The sequence below is a fragment of the Streptomyces sp. NPDC033178 genome, assembly GCF_055577685.1.
In genome coordinates this window covers 31280-50207 of sequence record NZ_JBVIPT010000030.1, presented here as the reverse complement: position 1 = coordinate 50207, position 18928 = coordinate 31280, and the positions used below count along the sequence as shown (strand labels likewise).

Annotated in this window: 20 protein-coding genes and 1 pseudogene; 14 read left to right on the top strand and 7 right to left on the bottom strand. The window is 68.7% G+C overall.

The window, feature by feature from the left end; translation table 11 throughout:
• The first annotated feature begins 206 nt into the window (after nucleotides 1-206).
• From ACZ5VQ_RS45700 to ACZ5VQ_RS45680, 5 genes are all read left to right on the top strand, one after another.
• On the top strand, nucleotides 207-1703 hold the full coding sequence (locus ACZ5VQ_RS45700; protein ID WP_469110161.1) for a DUF1996 domain-containing protein: 1497 nt from the start codon (nucleotides 207-209) through the stop codon (nucleotides 1701-1703).
• A 493-nt stretch (nucleotides 1704-2196) separates the two neighbouring features.
• Entirely contained in the window at nucleotides 2197-2682 is a 486-nt protein-coding gene (gene crcB, locus ACZ5VQ_RS45695; protein WP_469110160.1) for a fluoride efflux transporter CrcB, read from the top strand.
• Nucleotides 2679-3026 (top strand): DUF190 domain-containing protein, encoded by a 348-nt coding sequence (locus ACZ5VQ_RS45690; RefSeq protein ID WP_388370073.1) that lies wholly within the window; start codon nucleotides 2679-2681, stop codon nucleotides 3024-3026. Before crcB (ACZ5VQ_RS45695) ends, ACZ5VQ_RS45690 begins: the two co-directional genes overlap by 4 nt.
• A complete protein-coding gene (gene crcB / locus ACZ5VQ_RS45685) occupies nucleotides 3023-3397 on the top strand; it encodes a fluoride efflux transporter CrcB (RefSeq protein WP_469110159.1) in 375 nt (124 codons plus the stop codon). The genes ACZ5VQ_RS45690 and crcB (ACZ5VQ_RS45685) overlap by 4 nt, the downstream gene beginning before the upstream one ends.
• 87 nt (nucleotides 3398-3484) lie before the next feature.
• Nucleotides 3485-4195 (top strand): VOC family protein, encoded by a 711-nt coding sequence (locus ACZ5VQ_RS45680; RefSeq protein WP_469110158.1) that lies wholly within the window; start codon nucleotides 3485-3487, stop codon nucleotides 4193-4195.
• A 68-nt stretch (nucleotides 4196-4263) separates the two neighbouring features.
• On the opposite strand, the gene ACZ5VQ_RS45675 is transcribed toward ACZ5VQ_RS45680, so the two are convergent.
• Nucleotides 4264-4683 carry a MerR family transcriptional regulator gene (locus ACZ5VQ_RS45675; RefSeq protein ID WP_469110157.1) on the bottom strand — a complete coding sequence of 140 codons (420 nt, stop codon included), beginning with the start codon at nucleotides 4681-4683 and terminating at the stop codon, nucleotides 4264-4266.
• Nucleotides 4684-5104: 421 nt separating this feature from the next.
• On the opposite strand from ACZ5VQ_RS45675, the gene ACZ5VQ_RS45670 reads away from it, so the two are divergent.
• On the top strand, nucleotides 5105-6607 hold the full coding sequence (locus ACZ5VQ_RS45670; protein WP_469110156.1) for a SulP family inorganic anion transporter: 1503 nt from the start codon (nucleotides 5105-5107) through the stop codon (nucleotides 6605-6607).
• 52 nt (nucleotides 6608-6659) lie between these two features.
• Here the strand turns inward: ACZ5VQ_RS45670 and ACZ5VQ_RS45665 are convergent, their stop codons facing one another.
• Nucleotides 6660-6827: a hypothetical protein gene (locus tag ACZ5VQ_RS45665; RefSeq protein WP_469110155.1), complete on the bottom strand. Its 168-nt coding sequence runs from the start codon at nucleotides 6825-6827 to the stop codon at nucleotides 6660-6662.
• 196 nt (nucleotides 6828-7023) lie between these two features.
• Nucleotides 7024-7932 carry a transposase gene (locus ACZ5VQ_RS45660; protein ID WP_469110216.1) on the bottom strand — a complete coding sequence of 303 codons (909 nt, stop codon included), beginning with the start codon at nucleotides 7930-7932 and terminating at the stop codon, nucleotides 7024-7026.
• Between the two features lie 122 nt (nucleotides 7933-8054).
• Between ACZ5VQ_RS45660 and ACZ5VQ_RS45655 the strand changes: the two genes are divergently transcribed.
• Nucleotides 8055-8330, top strand: a complete 276-nt coding sequence (locus ACZ5VQ_RS45655) for a hypothetical protein (RefSeq protein ID WP_469110154.1) — start codon at nucleotides 8055-8057, stop codon at nucleotides 8328-8330.
• Between the two features lie 56 nt (nucleotides 8331-8386).
• Here the strand turns inward: ACZ5VQ_RS45655 and ACZ5VQ_RS45650 are convergent, their stop codons facing one another.
• On the bottom strand, nucleotides 8387-9028 hold the full coding sequence (locus ACZ5VQ_RS45650; RefSeq protein ID WP_469110153.1) for a TetR/AcrR family transcriptional regulator: 642 nt from the start codon (nucleotides 9026-9028) through the stop codon (nucleotides 8387-8389).
• Between the two features lie 104 nt (nucleotides 9029-9132).
• On the opposite strand from ACZ5VQ_RS45650, the gene ACZ5VQ_RS45645 reads away from it, so the two are divergent.
• The 4 genes and pseudogenes from ACZ5VQ_RS45645 to ACZ5VQ_RS45630 all read left to right on the top strand — a co-directional run.
• Nucleotides 9133-10530, top strand: a complete 1398-nt coding sequence (locus ACZ5VQ_RS45645; protein WP_469110152.1) for an MFS transporter — start codon at nucleotides 9133-9135, stop codon at nucleotides 10528-10530.
• Nucleotides 10531-10609: 79 nt separating this feature from the next.
• Complete coding sequence (locus ACZ5VQ_RS45640; protein ID WP_469110151.1) at nucleotides 10610-11137, top strand: aspartate carbamoyltransferase; 528 nt, start codon at nucleotides 10610-10612, stop codon at nucleotides 11135-11137.
• A 55-nt stretch (nucleotides 11138-11192) separates the two neighbouring features.
• The gene (locus ACZ5VQ_RS45635) at nucleotides 11193-11654 is read left to right on the top strand and encodes a GNAT family N-acetyltransferase (RefSeq protein ID WP_469110150.1); all 462 of its coding nucleotides are present in this window, start codon (nucleotides 11193-11195) and stop codon (nucleotides 11652-11654) included.
• A gap of 129 nt (nucleotides 11655-11783) precedes the next feature.
• Nucleotides 11784-11974, top strand: a pseudogene (locus ACZ5VQ_RS45630) (sulfite exporter TauE/SafE family protein); the annotation flags it as partial.
• Between the two features lie 398 nt (nucleotides 11975-12372).
• On the opposite strand, the gene ACZ5VQ_RS45625 reads toward ACZ5VQ_RS45630, so the two are convergent.
• On the bottom strand, nucleotides 12373-13491 hold the full coding sequence (locus tag ACZ5VQ_RS45625; protein ID WP_469110149.1) for a fatty acid desaturase family protein: 1119 nt from the start codon (nucleotides 13489-13491) through the stop codon (nucleotides 12373-12375).
• 7 nt (nucleotides 13492-13498) lie between these two features.
• The gene (locus ACZ5VQ_RS45620) at nucleotides 13499-14554 is read right to left on the bottom strand and encodes a ferredoxin reductase (protein WP_469110148.1); all 1056 of its coding nucleotides are present in this window, start codon (nucleotides 14552-14554) and stop codon (nucleotides 13499-13501) included.
• Nucleotides 14555-14641: 87 nt separating this feature from the next.
• Here ACZ5VQ_RS45620 and ACZ5VQ_RS45615 point away from each other — a divergent pair, with 87 nt between their 5' ends.
• From ACZ5VQ_RS45615 to ACZ5VQ_RS45605, 3 genes are all read left to right on the top strand, one after another.
• The gene (locus tag ACZ5VQ_RS45615; protein WP_469110147.1) at nucleotides 14642-15781 is read left to right on the top strand and encodes a PucR-like N-terminal domain-containing protein; all 1140 of its coding nucleotides are present in this window, start codon (nucleotides 14642-14644) and stop codon (nucleotides 15779-15781) included.
• Between the two features lie 582 nt (nucleotides 15782-16363).
• Entirely contained in the window at nucleotides 16364-16702 is a 339-nt protein-coding gene (locus ACZ5VQ_RS45610) for a thioredoxin family protein (protein WP_469110146.1), read from the top strand.
• A gap of 441 nt (nucleotides 16703-17143) precedes the next feature.
• On the top strand, nucleotides 17144-17533 hold the full coding sequence (locus ACZ5VQ_RS45605) for a hypothetical protein (RefSeq protein ID WP_469110145.1): 390 nt from the start codon (nucleotides 17144-17146) through the stop codon (nucleotides 17531-17533).
• A gap of 477 nt (nucleotides 17534-18010) precedes the next feature.
• On the opposite strand, the gene ACZ5VQ_RS45600 is transcribed toward ACZ5VQ_RS45605, so the two are convergent.
• Nucleotides 18011-18748 carry a dienelactone hydrolase family protein gene (locus ACZ5VQ_RS45600; protein ID WP_469110144.1) on the bottom strand — a complete coding sequence of 246 codons (738 nt, stop codon included), beginning with the start codon at nucleotides 18746-18748 and terminating at the stop codon, nucleotides 18011-18013.
• Nucleotides 18749-18928 lie beyond the last annotated feature (180 nt).

Sequence of the window (18928 nt, the reverse complement as noted above, 5' to 3'; positions counted from 1 at the left end):
GACAGAAGAGTCGAGAGCCAGTGAAACCCGCGAGTGAACAGACCAAGCAAGCCCGAGGGACGAGGGGCGGATGCTTCGCACGACGGCCCAACCGACCCTTCGTCGGCAACGCGCCCCTCAACGGGACCACCTGGCAGGACATCGCTTTCTTCTGGTCCGACCCGCCTCGTGAAGTGGTGTTTCACCCAGAAGAGTTCGGAGGAAATATGCGGCGCAACACGCGCAAACGATCGAGGACCACGGGCGGCAAGGCCCTAGCCGCTGCGGCGGCTCTCACACTCGGAGCAGGCGGACTGGTGGCCGTGAACGTGTACGCCTCCGCCCACGAGACGCCGGGCGGCAACACCGTCAAACAGTCGCCTCAAGGTGGGACTGGCCAAGCTGCGGCCTTGCAGGCCTCGACCATCGACTGCCCCGACGTCGGTAGCCGACTGCAGCAGGTGCCGGACCAGGCCCGGGCCGAGGTCGACAGGGAACTCGCCGCACTGGACAGCCAGGTTTCCGAGGCTTACCAGCGGCTGCAGAGTTCAACCCGGGCCATGCAGCAGGACAACGGCTTCGCAAACAACGCGATCATGGGGCCCCTCAAGGACAAGCGGGTCGCGACGATCGGCCGGATCGCCATTGCCATTGGCAGGGTGGGGAACAAGCCGCAGGGCCTTGAGGCACTGGCCGCCTGTTCGCTGCGCGCTTCCGGCAACCAGAGCGACGCCGGCGGCAATCAGAACGGCCAGGAGCAGGGCCAGGGCAACGGGCAGGGGCAGCCCGCCAATGGTGGCCAGGCAGGCAACGGACCTGTCGCGGCCGACTTCGTCGACATCGCCTCGGTCCAACCCAACGTGGCAGCACCCCGAGCGTCGCAGCGGGCCTCCCGGGGGACCTTCACCACCCAGTGCGGCGCGAACGAGAACAAGCTGTACAACACCGACAACGTCATCGTCGCGCCCGGCGTGGACAACGGTGCTCATCACACACATGACTACGTTGGCAACCAGGCGAACGACGCGTTCGCCGACAACGACGACTTCGCGGGCGGCGAGACGACCTGCCGGAACCAGGGGGACAAGTCCTCCTACTACTGGCCGGTCCTGCGGCTGCAGGACGGCACCGAGGAATTCGACGCCGAGCAACAGGGCGGCGGCGCCGAGGGCAACGCCGGCAAGATCCTCACCGCATCGCAGGTGACCCTGGACTACATGGGCAACGCGAGCAGCCAGGTCGTGGCCATGCCCAAATTCCTGCGGATCATCACCGGTGACGCCAAGGCGTTCACCAACGGCACCACGAACGCCAACGCGGCATGGAGCTGCACCGGCTTCGAGAACCGCCAGCTGACGGACAAGTACCCGATCTGTCCCGAGGGCAGCAGCCTGGTTCGGACGTCGAAGTTCCAGAGCTGCTGGGACGGCCAGAACGTCGACAGCGCCAACCACCGCGACCACGTCGCGTTCGCCGATCCCAAGACAGGCGCTTGCCCGAGTGGCTTCAAGGCCGTTCCCCAGCTCGTACAGCGGCTGGTCTACGACGTGGACGCACCCAGCCTCGGCGACGACGGCCAGTCCAGTCCGTTCTATGCGGTGGACGGCTTCCCGGAGCAGATGCACAAACCGATCACCGACCACGGTGACTTCGTCAACGTCTTCGACGAGCAGCTGATGAACGAAATGGTCCGGTGCATCAACACCGGCCGCCAGTGCCAGTGATGTCACTGCGCTGAGCCGCTGTCCGCACCCTCGACGACCGCCGGCAACGCCAGCGGCTGAAACCGAGACGCGTCGACATCGGGAGCACGAAATCCGTCGCCCGCACGCCCGCCGGCCCGGCCATGCCGACGTGCCACGCCGACAGGCCGGCCCGCTGGCACCGGCCGGCGACGGATTTCGTATGTCGCGAGTCGTGCGCGGGGACCTGGCCATCCTCAAGGCGTTGGCTACCCCTTGCGGGCTCGGGCCGCGTTGACTTCTCCGAGACCGGTGTTCGCAGGACCCGAGGGCCCCAAGGGACGAGCTCAACGGGTGGCCGGGGGAGCGGTGGCGTTACTCTGGTGTCCGGCAGTGACCGCGGCGATCCGTGACCACTGCGCGGCGGTGGGGCTCGCCGTACCCGAACCGCGGCATTGGAGCCGCCAACAGTCCCTACTTGCGATGGTGTGTGCCCGCGTGCGTGCGGGCCCCGGCGAGTAGGAGACGTACGTTCATGACAGCCCCGAAGTCCCAGGCGGTGGACGAACCCACGGACCCCGACGTCGATCTGCGCGTGCCCGCCCAGCGGCAGCAGTCCTGGCGGGTACAGGGACCGACCGTGACGGTGGTGGCGCTCGGCGGCGGCATCGGAGCCGCTGCCCGCTACGGCGCCTCACTGCTCTGGCCGGTCGCGTCCGGCGGTTTCCCGTGGACCACGCTCAGCGTCAACACGGTCGGCTGCGCGGTCATCGGTGTGTTCATGGTGATCATCAGCGATGTGTGGGCGGCGCACCGTCTCGTACGACCGTTCTTCGGCACCGGTGTGCTCGGCGGCTTCACGACCTTCTCGACCTACGCCGTCGACATTGAGGGGCTGGTGAACGCTGGTGAGGCGCGGAGCGCACTGGCGTATCTGGCCGCGACGCTGCTGGCGGCGCTCGCGGCGGTGTGGCTCGCGGTGACGGCGACGCGCCGCGTTCTGGCATGGAGGAAGCGATGACGAGGCTGACGGGCAGGGCCCTGCGGGTGACGGTCTTCATCGGGGAGAACGACACCTGGCACCACAAGCCGCTGTACACGGAGATCGTGCACCGCGCGCACAAGGCGGGGCTGGCGGGTGCGTCGGTGTTCCGGGGCATCGAGGGCTTCGGCGCGTCCTCGCTGATCCACACCTCGCGTCTGCTGTCGCTGAGCGAGGACCTGCCGGTGGCGATCGTGATCGTCGACACCGAGGAGCTGGTGCGCGCTTTTCTGCCGCAGCTCGACGGACTCGTCTCCGAGGGCCTGGTGATCCTCGACGACTGCGAGGTCATCCGGTACGTGGGCAGGGGGAGCGACGCGTGAACTGGCTGCTGGTGATCGTCGGCGGTGCGATAGGCGCGCCTCTGCGCTACTTGACGGACCGTGCCGTGCAGAAGCGGCACGACACCGTTTTCCCCTGGGGCACTTTCACCGTGAACGTCGTGGGCTGCTTCGTGCTCGGTCTGCTGAGCGGCGCGGTGGTGGCCGGGGCTGCCTCCTCGCAGGTGCAGTTGCTGCTCGGGACGGGGCTGTGCGGGGCGTTGACGACGTATTCGACGTTCTCGTACGAGACGCTGCGGCTGGCCGAGGACGGGGCGCGGTTCTTCGCTGCGGCCAACGTGATCGCGAGCGTGGTGGCGGGGCTGGGCGCGGTGTTCGTTGGGGTCGCCTTCGCCGAGGCGCTGTGGGCGTGACCAGGGCGTCCGCGCAGAAAAAAGGTTGCTGAGGGAGCAGCAGGTCAGCTACTACGGCAGCTGGCCGACGCGGCAAGGAGAAGGCAGTTGACGACACCTCACCTCGGTGCGCTGAATGAGTTCTGCTGGATGGACCTCAAGACGCACGACGTGCCGGGCACCGCAGACTTTTTCTCCGCTGTGCTGGGCTGGCGGTTCGCCGTGGACGAAGACGACTGGCGCCGCGCGACGAAGATCTTCGCCGACGGTTATCAGATCGGCGGCGTGAGCGACCTCAGCGGTCCGCTCTACCCGCCGGGCACTCCCGCGCACATCGCCTACTACCTCGCCGTCGATGACATCGAGGCCCGCACCGAGGCCGCCAGGGCAGCAGGCGCCCAACTCGTGCTCGCCCCATTCGACGCTGGGGACCAGGGCCGCATCGCGACCTTGATCGATCCCGTCGGCGCGGTCTTCTCCCTGTGGCAGACACACCCCTCCAACCGATGGCTCCCATCGGCGAGCGCACCGCAGCGCATGATCCTGGCCTGCCCCCACCCCGAGCAGGCCCGCCGCTTCTACCGGGACATGCTCGGTACAGCTCCCAGCTGCGCGGACTTCGTCCTGGCGCACGGCCCCGAGGGCTGCGCACCCCGATGGGAGCTCGCCGTCGGCGTCGAAGACCCCGACGCGGTTGCCGCCCGCATACGCGGCCTGGGGCAGGAGGTGTCGTGCGGGCCCGGTCACGCAGGTCTGGACGACCAGCGTCTGAGCACCCCGGAGGGGCTGACATTCCGCGTCCGGGCTGACACCTCGTGAAGCCGCCGGTGCCGGCGGCCTCCTGGGAGCCGGCGTGCGACGCGCGGTGCCAGCCGTCGGCCGGTGATTCAGGCCGGGGCGTCCTGCTGATGGCGGGCGGCCCCGAGCCGGACGCGGAGGGTGGCGGCGAAGTCTTCGGCGCGGGCCAGTTGGACGCGCAGGTCCTTGATCTTCTGGGCGGCGGCCTGCTCGTAGACCCCTATCCGTTCCAGGAGCGCTTCCCGCTCGTCGATGTCGGCCGGCTCGTCGGAGTCGAGGCGGCCGGTGGCGTCCAGGAGGTCGCGCATCTCGTCCAGGGTGAAGCCGAGCGGTTTCATGCGGCGGATGACCATGAGGCGGGCGATGTCGGCCTCGGTGTAGAGGCGGAAACCGCCCTGGGAGCGGGCGGAGGGGATGACCAGGCCGGTCTCCTCGTAGTGGCGGATGGTGCGCAGTGACAGTTCGGTCCGTGCGGCGACCTCGCCGATCTGCATGTGCTTGTCGTCCACGCCCGTGGTCCTCACCCTTGTCGTCCCTGGTGCCGCCGCGTCCCGCCGACCCCGCCAACCTCTACTCTAACGTTAGGGTAGAGTTGCTGATGCTGAGGGACGGCCGCCTTCAGCTGTGCGGCGCGGGCTTCGAGTCCGGCCCGCTGCCGTGCCGGGGCCGACGGCGCCCCCGGCGAAGATCTTCGAGCTTTGCGGGAGAAGTGCGTGCGCGTGTTCCTGGTGCCCCGCGCCACCGCCTGCCCCGTGATGCTTCGCCCCTGACGAGAGCCCCGGCCGCATCGCGGTCGTGCCGGCTGCTCCGTCGCAGACTTTCGGCCCGCCGAGCGGGCCGTCCGCGGGATGCCGGCCCGGCCTTCCGCGCCCTCCCGCACGCCCCTGCCCGTCGGTGGGGTGTGCCCGAGCACGACAGGTACCCGCTTCCTTGTCTACTTCCGCACTGTCCCCGGCCGCGCGCCTGCGCCGCCTGCGTCCCGACTGGCTGAACAATCCGAAGGTCTGGCGTACCGAGGTGCTGGCCGGCCTGGTCGTCGCCCTGGCCCTGATCCCTGAGGCGATCTCCTTCTCCATCATCGCCGGGGTAGACCCGGCGATCGGCCTGTTCGCCTCGTTCACCATGGCCGTGACCATCTCCATCGTCGGCGGACGCCGCGCGATGATCTCCGCCGCCACCGGTGCCATCGCGCTGGTCATCGCCCCGCTCAACCGCGAGCACGGCCTGGGCTACCTGATCGCCGCCGTCATCCTCGCCGGCGTCATCCAGGTCGCCCTCGGCGCGCTCGGGGTGGCCAAGCTGATGCGGTTCGTGCCCCGCAGCGTGATGGTCGGCTTCGTCAACTCCCTCGCCATCCTGATCTTCATGGCGCAGGTGCCGGAGATGCACGACGTTCCGTGGGCCGTCTACCCGCTGATCATCGGTGGTCTGGCGCTGATGGTGTTCTTCCCGAAGATCACCAGGGTGATCCCGGCGCCGCTCGTCGCCATCGTCATCCTCACCGTCATCACCGTCGCCGCCGGGATCGCCGTGCCGACCGTGGGTGACAAGGGTGCCCTGCCGTCCTCCCTGCCGGTGCCCGGCCTGCCCGACGTGCCGTTCACCATGGACACCCTGACCACCATCGCCCCCTACGCGTTCGCGATGGCGCTGGTCGGCCTGATGGAGTCGCTGATGACAGCCAAGCTGGTCGACGACATCACCGACACCCACTCCTCCAAGACGCGTGAGTCGATCGGCCAGGGCATCGCCAACATCGTCACCGGCTTTTTCGGCGGAATGGGCGGCTGCGCCATGATCGGCCAGACGATGATCAACGTGAAGGTGTCCGGCGCCCGAACCCGCATGTCCACCTTCCTGGCGGGCTCGTTCCTGATGGTGCTGTGCATCGTCTTCGGCCCGGTCGTCTCCGACATGCCGATGGCCGCCCTGGTCGCGGTGATGGTGATGGTGTCGTTCGCAACGTTCGACTGGCACTCCATCGCCCCCAAGACCCTCAAGCGCATGCCGACGGGCGAGATCGCCGTCATGGTCATCACGGTGATCTGCGTGGTCGCCACCGACAACCTCGCCATCGGCGTCGTCGTTGGCTCCATCACCGCGATGGTCATCTTCGCCAAGCGCGTCGCCCACCTCGCCAACGTCACCTCCGTCACCGACCCCGACCACGCCACGGTGGTGTACTCGGTGACCGGGGAACTGTTCTTCGCCTCCTCCAACGACCTCGTCGGCCAGTTCAACTACGCCACCGACCCCGACGCTGTCGTCATCGACCTGAGTGCGGCGCACATCTGGGACGCCTCCTCCGTCGCCGCCCTGGACGCGATTGAGACCAAGTACGCCCAGCGCGGCAAAACCGTCGAGATCATCGGCCTCAACGACCCCAGCGCCGACCTCCACGGCAAGCTCACCGGCGAACTCACCAGTCACTGACCCCACCGCTGTGATGGCTGCTTGGGAGGCGTCAGCTCGCCACCGGCGGCCATCACTGTGTCCGGTGCCGAAAACGGACACGCCCGGCGAGTGGACGCCGGTCAGCGTCCAGGCAGGGCCGGATCACCGGGTGCGTGCTGAACTGGCGCAACTGCTCGTTCTCCAGCTCCAGGACCTGCACGACGCGGGCGAACTGCTGGACCAGGGGTGTCCGTTGCACAGGTGGGAGAGGGTAAGCAGGTCCTGTTGGCCCGCACTCGGATGCCGCCACCGGGTGCCGATCGACCGGCAGAGTGCGTGCCGGTAGTAGACGAAGCACAGAGTCCAGCCCGGACGGGGCAGGTAGACACTCCCGAGTCCTTACGAGTTGGTGCGTGATAGCGGGTGGGCGTGTTTGGCGTGATCGTCGCCTGTTTTCAGGTGGTGATGGTGCGGTCGGATACGAGGCTGGCGATGGCGTGGTAGGTGTCGGGCAGGCGGTCGCGGCGATGGGTCCAGCGCGTCAGTTGTTTCCAGCGTTTGTGGTCGGCGAGGGCGTGTTCGACGGTGATGCGGTCGGAGGAGTGGCGGTCGCGTTCCCACTGTTCGACTCTGCCGGGCAGTGCTCCGGGCCGTGGTTTTCTGGGCGGTGTGATCGCTTGCCCACGGTGGTCGCGGCTCAGATCGAGATAGCCGTCGTCCAGGAGGACCTCGACGTCGGGGAAGTGCTGGAAGCGCATCGCGATGCCTTCGTTGCGGGCGGCCGTGGCGTCGTGCATACGACCAGGTCGCAGGGCGTCGGTCCATAAGGTGCCGCCCCGCCAGTCGGCGATGACGGTGGCCTTCATCGTGTTCTGTTTCTTCTTGCCCGAGACAAACGCGCGCCGGTCACCACGTCCAGCCGGCGGACGGCGGACCTGGATCTCGGTTGCGTCCAGGCGAAGCTCGATGCCTTCGGCCTGGGCGTAAGTGAACACATCCCTCAGCGTCCGCAGCCGCAGGCCGGGACGGTCGGGGACCGCGCACCCCCGCTCGGCCAGGAGAGTGCGTACTTCTGTGATCGCGCGGGTGATGGTGGAGCGGTCGACGCCGAACAGCAGTCCCAGCACCGAATGCGGCAGATCGTGCCGCAGATGGATCAGCGTGGCCACCAGCCGGTCGACGAATACCAAATGGTGACGGGCGCCGGCACCCGCAGCCTGTTTCCTGGCCCCATCCCGTGCAGCATGACGGCGGCCCTCGAGTCGGGCCTGCCACGGCACCGCCAACTCCTCGACCAGACGCGCGAGATGATGCTGCGAGATCCCCGTGAACAGCCGATGCGCCAGCACCGCCCTATTGACCATGATCGCCACGACCGGATCATGTCACCAGCCAGGCACGACGCCTCATCCGCTATCACGCACCAACTCGTAAGGAGTCGCTCACCCTCCTGCTGAGCCGCTTCGGCGAAGCCGGCGACTTGCGGATGGTCGCTCGTACCACTCCGTTGGCGACCGGGGTCCGGCGCGATGTGGGCCGACGGCTGACTCCCGGAGGATCCGAACACCCCTGGCACGGACGGCACTTCAGCGCCGGCCGGGGAGCTGCCGGGGAACTGGAGTTCCTCATCGTGAAGCCGGACCTGGTGGCCGAGTTCGTCGCCGACACCGCCGTCGACGTCCGCCGCCACCGCCACCCCGTCCGTTTCGCACGGCTGCGTGACGACCTCGCCCCGCACGAGACAGCGTCCTTCACCACCTGACCGCCCTCGCGAGAGAGGTCACCGTACGGGCGGACAGACCGAGAACTCCTCGGAGATCACGGGGGTCTTCGGTGTGGGTTACGGTGGGCCCCGCCGCCGGTCTCGGGCACCGGTGTGCCCGGCGGTGTGAAGGCGGCGAGCACCGTGGCCGTGATGTGGCCGGCGGCCCGCTCGGAGGGCAGGCGGCCGGCGCGGATCTCCTCTGCCGCGCTGTGCATGACTGCGTGCAGCACGTTGACCATCCAGGCGACCGGCAGGTCCGTACGGAAGACCTCCTCGGCGCGGCCGCGGGCGACCAGCGCCTCGACCCGGGCGGCGGGACCGGCGTGCAGTTCGAGGATGCGCCCGGCGGACAGCTCCCGTTGCGCGGCGGCGAGCAGCGCCCGCGCCTGGTCCACCAGGTGCCAGCCGGCCTCGATGTACCGGGCCAGTGCGAGCCTCGGGTCGCCGGTCATGTCGACCGCGTCCAGGACCTCGTTGCCCCGGTCGAGGGCGCGGCTCATCGCTGCGTCGACGACCTCCGCCCGGGAAGCGAAATGGCCATACAGCGTCACCCGGCCCACGCCCGCGGCCCGCGCGATCTCGCTCAGGCTCGCTTCCGGGTTGCGCCCGAGGCATTCGGCGGCGGCCTGCACGATCGCCTCGATGCTGCGCAGCGCGTCGGCGCGCTTGGTGGCCGTGGAGTTCTTGCTCGCCATGCGCCAACTCTACCTCACTAAGTCGTACAGCACTGTTTGGCTTATAACTCCGGGCCGTATAACGTGAACAGCACTGTACGACTTACTGATGAGAGGTGCGCGTCATGAGCGACACGGAATCCACCACGACCCGGGCGCCGGATGAACCGCATCCGCTGCGCTGGACAGCTCTGGGACTGCTGGGGCTGGCCCAGCTGATGCTGATCCTCGACATCACGGTCGTCGCGATCGCCCTGCCGGACATGGGTGCCGGCCTTGACCTGGGCCGCGCGGCCTTGACCTGGGTGGTCAGCGGCTACGCCCTTACGTTCGGGAGCCTGATGCTGCTGGGCGGCCGGGCTGCGGACCTGTTCGGGCCCAAGAGGGTTGTCCTGGCCGGGCTCGCCGTGTTCACCGCCGCGTCGCTGGCCGCCGGGCTCGCCACCGGCGCCCCGCTGCTGCTCGCCGCACGCATCGCCCAGGGCGCGGGCGCCGCGCTGCTCTCGCCTGCCGCGCTGTCGGTGGTGGTGCGGCTGTTCGACGGCGACGAGCGCAACCGGGCGCTGGGTATCTGGTCGGCACTCGGCGGCGGGGGCGCCGCCCTCGGGGTGCTGCTGGGCGGGCTGATCACGGCAGGTCCCGGCTGGGCCTGGGTATTCTTCGTCAACGTCCCCGTCGGCCTGGCCGTCCTCGTCGCACTCGCCCGGATCCTGCCCCGCCTGCCCCGCGCGGCCACCGGCTCCCTCGACGTACCAGGCGCCGCCCTCGTCGCCGCCGCCACCGCCGCCCTCATCTACGCCCTGATCCGTGCCGGCGACCACGGCTGGCTCGACCTCGTCACCGTGGCCCTGGCCTTCGCCGCGGCAGCCGGCTACACGGCCTTCGCCCTCTGGCAGCGCCGGGCGGCGGCGCCGCTGATGGACATGCGGCTGCTTACCCGGCGGCCGGTGGTGGCGGGCACCTTCGTCATCGCCGTCACGACGGCGCTGATGGTGGGGGCCTTCTTCCTCGGCTCCTTCTACCTGCAGAACCTGCAGGGCCACGGGGCGCTGATGACCGGTGTGTTGTTCCTGCCGGTGGCGCTGCTGACCATGGTTGCCGCTGCCGCCGCGGGCCGTGTGATCGGCCGTCTGGGAGCCCGGCTGCTGGCTGCGCTCTCTCTGGCTGTGGCGGCCGCTGGGTTCCTCGTGCCGGTGCTGTGGTCGGGAACGGCTGCGATGGTCGCCGGCGTGAGCGTGGCCGCGGCGGGGCTGGGCGGCCTGTTCGTGGTCGCCTCCGCCACCGCGCTGGCCAGCGTCGCGCCCCACGAGGCCGGGGTCGCGTCGGGGATCGTGAGCACCTTCCACGAGTTCGGCGCCTCGGCCGGCGCGGCGGCTGTCTCCAGCGCCGCCGCTACGAGCATCGCCGCCCGCACCGGTGCCCAGAGCGCCTCCGGCTTCGACGACGCGTTCCTTGTCGCCACCGGCCTGGCCGCGGTCTCCGCCGTCATCGTCTGGTGGCTGATCCCCGCCAAGCAGCAGTAAGCCCAGGCCACACGCCGGATCCGAACCGCAACGAAGCGGGTCTGCCACCCGCCCTCGACATGCTCACGGAAGGCACACGATGGACATCGGAGAACGCCGGCTGCTGACGGCCGGTATCACCACGGCCTGCATCGGCGCGGCCCTGGGCGCAGCCTTGTGGATCGGCGGCTCCCACCAGGACGGCGGTGAGGTGCGGACCGACCGGCAGGAAGCGGTCGCCGAACGCGGGCGGTCCGTGATGCCCTTCGACCTAGAAGAGACCACCCACCACTTCATCCCGACCGACACGGGCGGCGTCCAGGACGTCGTCGCCGACCAGCCCGACGACGAGAAGCAGATCGCTCTCATCCGCACCCATCTGAAACAGGAGGCCAAGGCGTTCGCCCAGGGAGACTTCGGCGACCCCGCCCAGATCCACGGCGACAGCATGCCGGGGCTGGCCGCACTGGAGGAGGGCTACGAGCGCATCGAAGTCCGCTACAAGGAGCGGCCCGACGGAGCCACCCTGACGTACGCCACCGACGAGTCCGCCTTGGCCGACGCTCTGCACGACTGGTTCGAAGCCCAGCTCAGCGACCACGGCGACCACGCCGAAACCGGCCACTGACCCACCAGCCGAGCACCACGGCCGCGCCTTCACCGCACACGACGCACGATCGGAAGTGGACTGCGTGAACGACCCGTACGAGTTGAGCGTCGGGGTGCCCTCCGTTGAGGTCTTCCGCCGCTTGCGCACCGACGCCGGCCTCTCGGACAAGGACCCCGAGGCGGTGGCGCTCGCCTTGCCGAACACGTGGCACGGGGTGGTCCTCCACCACGAGGGGGAGCCCATCGGAATGGGGCGCATCATCGGGGACGGCGGCACCGCCTTCCAGATCGTCGACATGTGCGTTGACCCCGTCCACCAGGGTCGTGGCCTCGGCAGGCGCATCATGGCCGCGCTCACCGAGGAACTGGAACGCCGGGCGCCCGCCACCGCTTACGTCTCACTGATCGCAGACGGCCCGGCCCGCTTCCTCTACGAGAAGTTCGGCTTCGCCGACACCGCCACCCACGACTCGATCGGCATGTACCGCGTCATCAGCAAACCCCCTCGGGCCGGCCGACCACCGGAGCAGCCCTAGAGGTGACCGTGCCGACCGGGCGAGGGCACCGCAGCCCGCCGGGCCGATCGTGAACACCTCGTTGCAGGTCGCCGCACTGTCCTTCGAGGCGTAGATACTGGCCGGGCGAACAACGGGCAGGGGGCGACGGTGGACTGGACGGTGTCCGGAGGCCTGGTCGCCGGGCTGCTGATCGCGACCGTGACCGCACCAGTCGGCGTGTCCGTGCGGTGTTCCTCCTTCCCGTCCAGCTGAGCGTCTTCGGCGTATCCAACCCGGCGGTCACCCCGACGAACCTGCTGTTCAACGCCGTCGCCGAACCCGAGTATCTGGTCAACTACGGACTACGGACAACGAGAAACACTCCATAACTTCGGCTCACCCGCTCACCCCGTCAGCAGCTTCGGGTCGGACGCAGGGGCGGCGAGCTTCGGTTGCGGCAGTGTCCGCGTCACAGCCCATGTCTTCCATCCAGCCCGCCCGTCGGCAATCCGAGTGCGCGTACGCACCCGACTACCGGCCCGACCGCGGCAGGTCAGCGCACTGCAGCACCTCGCCGGGGGCTGTGTGCTGGGTTTTGGCGCACGTCCAGGGAGCGCAACTGGGCATCGGGTTGCCCGGATCCCGTGTCGTACGGTCTGATGCCGCGGCCGCCGACCGTCCGCAGCGGGTCTCACCGTTCCCGGCGGTGTTGCCGGTACGGTCGGTATGGCCGAAGGATCTGAACCAGTACCGGGTATCAGGCCGCGACGAGTTCCTGCTCGCGGTCCGGCGTGTTGGCCTTGGGCTTCTTGTTCGGCAGTGAGAGCCGGAAGACCTTGTGCCATGCGGAGAGAACCTGCTTGGGCAGTGGCCCGGTGACGTACTCCAGCTCGTACTTTTCGAACAGCGCGCGTACCTTCACCGCGACGTCGGCGTACCGGTTGCTCGGCAGGTCCGGGAACAGGTGGTGCTCGATCTGGTGGGAGAGGTTGCCGGTCATGAAGTGCATGGCCTTGCTGCCGCTGATGTTCGCCGAGCCCATCATCTGGCGCAGGTACCACTGGCCGCGGGTTTCACCCTTGATCGAGTGGCGCTCGAAGACCTGGACGCCTTCGGGGAAGTGCCCGCACATGATCACGGAGTGGGTCCAGAGGTTGCGGACCAGGTTCGCGGTGAATGTGGCGGCGAGCGTGGGGAGGAACGACGGGCCCGACAGCAGTGGGTGGATCACGTAGTCCTTGAGGACCTGCTTGCGGATCTTGCGGCCCACGGCCTTGGCCCGAGCGCGGAACTCCGGGTTGTTGCGGCGGCGCTTGTGCAGGTTCTTGCCGAGTTCCAGGTCGTACGCTGCGATGCCGTACTCGAAGAAGCAGGCGTTGAGGAAGTTCCACAGCGGCTGGCCGAGGTGGAACGGGTGCCACTTCTGGTCCTCGTCGACGCGCATGATGCCGTAGCCGAGGTCGTTGTCCTTGCCGATCACGTTGGTGTAGGTGTGGTGCAGCTCGTTGTGCGAGTGCTTCCACTGCTCGGACGGTGAGACGTGATCCCACTCCCAGGTGGTGGAGTGGATCTTCGGGTCCCGCATCCAGTCCCACTGGCCGTGCAGGATGTTGTGGCCGATCTCCATGTTGTCCATGATCTTCGCCACGGACAGGCCGGCGGTGCCGATCAGCCACGCGGGCGGGAAGATCGAGAACAGCAGTACGCCCCGGCTGACCAGCTCGAGCTTGCGCTGCGCCGAGATGACCTTGCGGATGTAGGCGGCGTCCTTCTCGCCGCGGCCGGCGATCACCTCGTCGCGGATCGCGTCCAGCTCGCGGCCGAGCTCCTCGATCTGCTCCGAGGTCAGGTGGGCGGTGGGGTCGATGGCGGTCAAGGTGCTCCTACCGTTCGATGTCGCAGGGGCCCGCCGCGGCGGACACGCAGGTCTGGATGAGGACGCCCGGCTCGGCCTCGGTGATCTCGCCGGTGCGCAGGTCGCGGACGGCGCCCGCCTTGAGCGGCGTGACGCAGCCGAAGCAGATGCCCATGCGGCACCCCGAGGGCATGAGCACACCGGCCTCCTCGCCGACGTCCAGCAACGGCGTGGCGCCGTCCGCGTCGACGGTCCTGCCGGTGGCGCTGAACGTGACCTCGCCGCCGTCGCCGGCGACGACGATGCTGGGGCGGAAGCGTTCGGTGTGCAGGCGCTCTGGTACGCCGTGCTCGGTCCAGTGCTCTTCGGCGGCGTCGAGCAGGCCCGCGGGCCCGCAGGCCCAGGTCTCGCGCTCGGCCCAGTCGGGCACGAGTTCGTCGAGACGGGCGATGTCGAGCATGCCGTCCGTGTCGGTGTGCACCTCGGTGAGCCGCAGCTTCTTGTCCGCGACCAGGTCGTGCAGTTCGTTGCGGAAGATCACGTCTTGCGGCTGTGGCGCGCAGTGGACCATGACGACGTCGTCGAACTCGGTGTTGCGCAGCATGCCCATCACGGGCGTGATGCCGCTGCCGGCCGTCAGGTAGAGCACCTTGGCGGGCTTGGCCTGCGGCAGCACGAAGTCACCGGTCGCCTGGTCGAGCTGGATCAGCGTGCCCGGTTTGGCCCTGCGGACCAGGTGGTTGCTGACCTTGCCGTCCGGGATCGCCTTCACGGTGATCGTGACGCGGCCGTCCTGGCGGTTTGTCGGCGAGGTGAGGGAGTAGGCACGCCACAGGCGCACCCCGTCGACGTCGACCCCGATCCGCATGTACTGACCGGCTGTGTGGCCGCGCCAGCCCCGTCCCGGCCTGATCACGATGGTCGCGGCGTCCCCCGTCTCGGCGTGCACGGCCTCGATGCGCCCACGCAGGTCAGCGCCCGCACGCAGCGGGCTGACCAGGTCGAGGTAGTCCGACGGCAGCAGCGGCGTCGTGACCATCTCCAGCAGTTTCCTCGCCCTGCTGCGGAGGGCTGTACTCGTCATGACTCCAGCTTGCTGCGCCTCAAGGGGTAAAGTCCTGACCGCAGGACGTAAATCTGGTCGGCTGAATTGTTCGCAGGGAACAAAAACATGAGCCATGCAATCCGGAGGGCCGGCGAACTGGCCCTGGATGAGACGACGGTCACCGCACTTCGGGCCGCGTTGAAGAGCACCGCCGACGAGGTCGTCCAGGCGATCATCGAGGAGGTCCCTCCCTACGCCAACGCCCTTTCGGGCCGCATGGGCGCCACCATCCGCCGAGCGGTCCGTACCGCCCTGGGGCACTACCTGGACCTCGCCAGCGGGAACGCCACCGGCGGCGACGCCGGTGACGCGGCCTACGAGCTGGGCCGCGGCGAGGTGCGCGACGGCCGTTCGATGGACGCCCTGCTCAGCGCCTACCGCGTCGGCGCCCGCGTGGCCTGGCGATGCCTGGCGGCGGGTGCCGTACCCGCAGGTCTGCCCGCCGCCGAGGTCGCCAAGTTCGCCGAGCTGACCTTCGCCTACATCGACGAGCTCTCCGCCGCGAGCGCCGCGGGCCACGCCGACGAACTGGCCGCCCGGGGCAGGGACCGCGAGCGCCACCTGGAACACCTGGCCCGCGACCTCCTCGCCGCCGCGAGCCCGGACGTGCTGCTGGCCTCTGCTCAACGGGCCAGGTGGCAGCCTCCGGTTTCACTGACCGCGGTCCTGCTGCCCGCCGCCCAGGCCCGGCCCGCCTACCGCGCGCTCGACCCGAGCACCCTCGTCCTGGACGATCTGCCGGACGCCACCGGTGTGCTGCTCGTCCCCGACGCCGACCGATCCCATCTCCTGCGGCAGCTGACCGACCGCACCGCCGTGGTCGGCCCGGCCCGGCCATGGGCTCGTGCGTCCGCCTCGTACGCACGAGCCGTACGCGCCCGCTCCCTCTCCTCCGACATCCGCGACACCGAGGACCACCTGCCCGAGCTGGTGCTGAGCGCCGACGTGGACGCGTTCGCAGACCTGCGTGCCCGGGCCCTCGCACCGTTGCAGGCCTTGCCTGACGCGACCGCACGGCGGCTGGAGGAGACGTTGCGGGCGTGGCTGCTGCACCAGGGCAGACGGGAGGAGGTGGCGGCGGCGTTGTTCGTCCACCCCCAGACCGTCCGGTACCGGATGTCGCAGCTGCGGGAGCTGTTTCCGGATCTCGCATCGCCGCACCGGGTCCTTGAACTGACGCTGGCGGTCGGTCTTCGGGACGGCTGACGCGTACGTCGACTGACGCGTACGTCGACCGTCCACGACCGCGTCCGCGAGCGGTCCAGGAATCGTGCCTCGTTCTCGGTGCCATCAGTTGACTCATGCGGCCCGTCGAAGAGCGGTATGAGCCGGCTGAGACCGGAGGGTTGGCGTGAAGACCGGACAGGGCCTCGTGAAGCCCGTCGGGGGCGCTGTCTCTGAGGAGCGCGGTGGCGGATTCGGCTCGACTGGATCCGGTGGACGATGCGTACCGGTCCGCTCGTCGACGCGCTCATCGAGCATCTGGTCGGTGATCTGGGCAGCTATGCCCTGAAAACGGCTTTCATGTCGTCGTGGAGGGCGCTGTCCTGGCACGAGCTGACCCACGGGCGCGCGGCGGGCTGCAGCTGGGTGACCGGCGGGGCGGCCGGGCCGGGTCACCAGGGGCGGGGGGCCGGGCCGCTCGCGCCGGGGACCACCGTGGTTCTGCGACGGCCCCGTGCCTCCCTTCCGACAGGTCAGCCGGACGACCGACCGAGCCGGCCTGGCGCACCGCGCGAGGGAGGGATGATGGGGATGGAATGACGGAACGTGAGGTCAGGAGTTTCCATGGCGAAGCGGGTTCACCGACCCCGTGAGGACGCGGAGTTCAATTTCATCGTCGGGATGAGCGGAGTTCCGGTCCTCGCATACTTCACCGGGACATGGCCCAAGGCGGTCGAGCCCTGCCGGGTGATGGACCTCGTCGTGGGCGGCATCGCCGACGACTACACGGGCCGCCTGACGGCCGTCCGCACCGACATCACGCGCTGTCCGGCCGCAACCGAGCGATACGGGATCACTGGAGCCCCGTCCTACGTCCTGCTCAAGGAGGGAGAGGCGGTGGCGCACGGCACGGGGCCTATGACCATCGCCGAGGTGCGGAAGTTCCTGGACGACCACCTCTGAGCGGCCGCTGCGGCACGTGGTCGCGACGCCAGTCGCGTCTCGTCCATGGGAGCTGCGCTGCTGAGACACCCTGGGACTGAGACACCCCCACAGGTCACATAACGCCGTCCAGTGCCGTCGCGTCCGGCAGCTGCGCGTTCTCTGGGGTTCTGGGCGGTGGCGTTAGCGACTGGTTCACGTTGGTGCAGCTCAGCGCCATTGATTGGGAGTCTAGCCACTGCGGCAGGTGTGGTGCTGTCGCCTGAAGGGGCTGTAGGGCGGCCATCTCGTTGACGAGGCTGCCGTGGCCCGGGTGGCACTGCGGGGCCGTGCGCCGGGTACTGTCGCCGGGCGGTCCGCATCATGGCGAGGGTGTCCACGTTCTTCGCCGTAAGACGATCTTGGACACCCTCATTCTCGTCTCCGCAGGGACCCCTTGGACCACCCCACCAGGAGGAACCAGTGTCATACCCGCAACCGCTCACCCCCGAGGAGAAACTCGCCGACGCGAAGAAGCAGCTGAGCCTCCCGCGTATCGTCGTGATCTGCGGCTCCACTCGTTTCATGACAGAGATGACCGAGGCCGATCTGCGGGAGACCAAAGCCGGAAAGATTGTCGTCAAGCCGGGTTGCGACATGAAGTCGCCGCACGAACTTTGGTCCGATCCTGTCGAGGCCGAGGCGCTGAAGGTTCGACTCGACGATCTGCACCGAGCGAAGATCCGGCTCGCTGATGAGGTGCTCGTAGTCGGCGACTACATCGGAGACAGCACCCGAGCCGAAATCGCCTACGCCCGGTCGCTGGGCAAGCCCGTGTGGTTCACGCATCCCGAAGTCGACCCCGACGCCTGAACGCCCACCCCCACACCCTCCGCAGGCACCCCTTGGAATCGATCATCTAGGTCTCAAGGCGGCGTAGAAAGCGTGGAAGAACGACCGTGACGGTGAAGACGCGGACGAGGAAGAGGCTAAGGAGGGCGGCCCCAGCTCGTTGGAGGTCGCCGCAGTCACCTTCGCCAACGGCGGTCTCGACATCGGTGTCTACGGGGTTCAGCCGAGATACGCGTCAAGGGGGCAATGAGTAGATCTTGATGCGGCTTTACGCGCGGTCAGCAGAGTGACGCCGCAGTAAATGCGTACAGCTCGCCCTGGAAGCCGGAACGGTCCGCCGCAGGTCGCGACGATCACGGCCAGGGCTCCGTCGCAGTAAATCCGTTATTTGCTGCGGCAGTTGTGAATACGTCTCCGCGATCGCACAACTGCCCGAATGTGGGTCTGCTGTGCAGTGCGCGACGCCGACGAGGCCTGGCACCAACATGTGTGCCTGGGTCATGTCCCCAAGTTCTCCATCACAGGCAGGCACTCGGTGAGCAGGTCGACGATGTCGCGCCAGGCTCGCTGTGCGTGCTGTGGGTGGTAGCCGACGCCGGGGACCACGGGGTGGTCGACCGGCGGGTGGTGGAAGGCGTGCAAGGCTCCGCCGTAGACCGCGAGGCGCCAGTCGACGCCCGCGGCCTGCATCTCAGCGGTAAACGCGTTTCGTTGCGCGGGCGGCATGATCGGGTCTTCCGACCCGACCCCGGCCCACACCGGGCAGCGAATGCGCGCTGCCTCGCCCGGTCGGCCCGTGGTCAGTGCGTTGACTGTCCCGATTGCGCGCAGTTTGACGCCGCCGCGCCCGAGTTCCAGCCCGACGGCGCCCCCGGTGCCGTAGCCGACGGTGGCGATCCGGTCGGGGTCAGTCCGGGGCTCGGTGTGCAGCACGTCGAGCGCTGCATGGCCGATACTCCGCATCCGGTCGGGATCAGAGAGCAGTGGCATGCAACGGGCCAGCATCTCCGCGGGGTCGCTCAAATAGCGCCCGCCGTGGAGGTCGAAGGCCAGCGCTATGTATCCCAGCTCGGCGAGAGCATCGGCCCGGCGGCGCTCGACGTCGCTGAGCCCCGTGCCCTCTGGTCCGAGCAGCACTGCGGGCCGGCGGTCGACACCGGCCGGGAGCGCGAGGTGCCCGATCATCGTCAGACCGTCGGCCGGGTACTCGACCGTACGCGTCGTAATCGTCGTCATGAGACTGGACTGTAGTGATCGTCGAGCCCGGTCCGGCCGCTGTTCTGCCGCTGGCAGAACAGCGCGGATATCCCCCTGAAATACGATGAGGGCTCACAAGAACCGTCACGAATCTCGTCCCCACGGCAGCTATCCATGCCGTTGCCCCTTTGACCCGTATCTCGGTCAGGCCTCTCACCG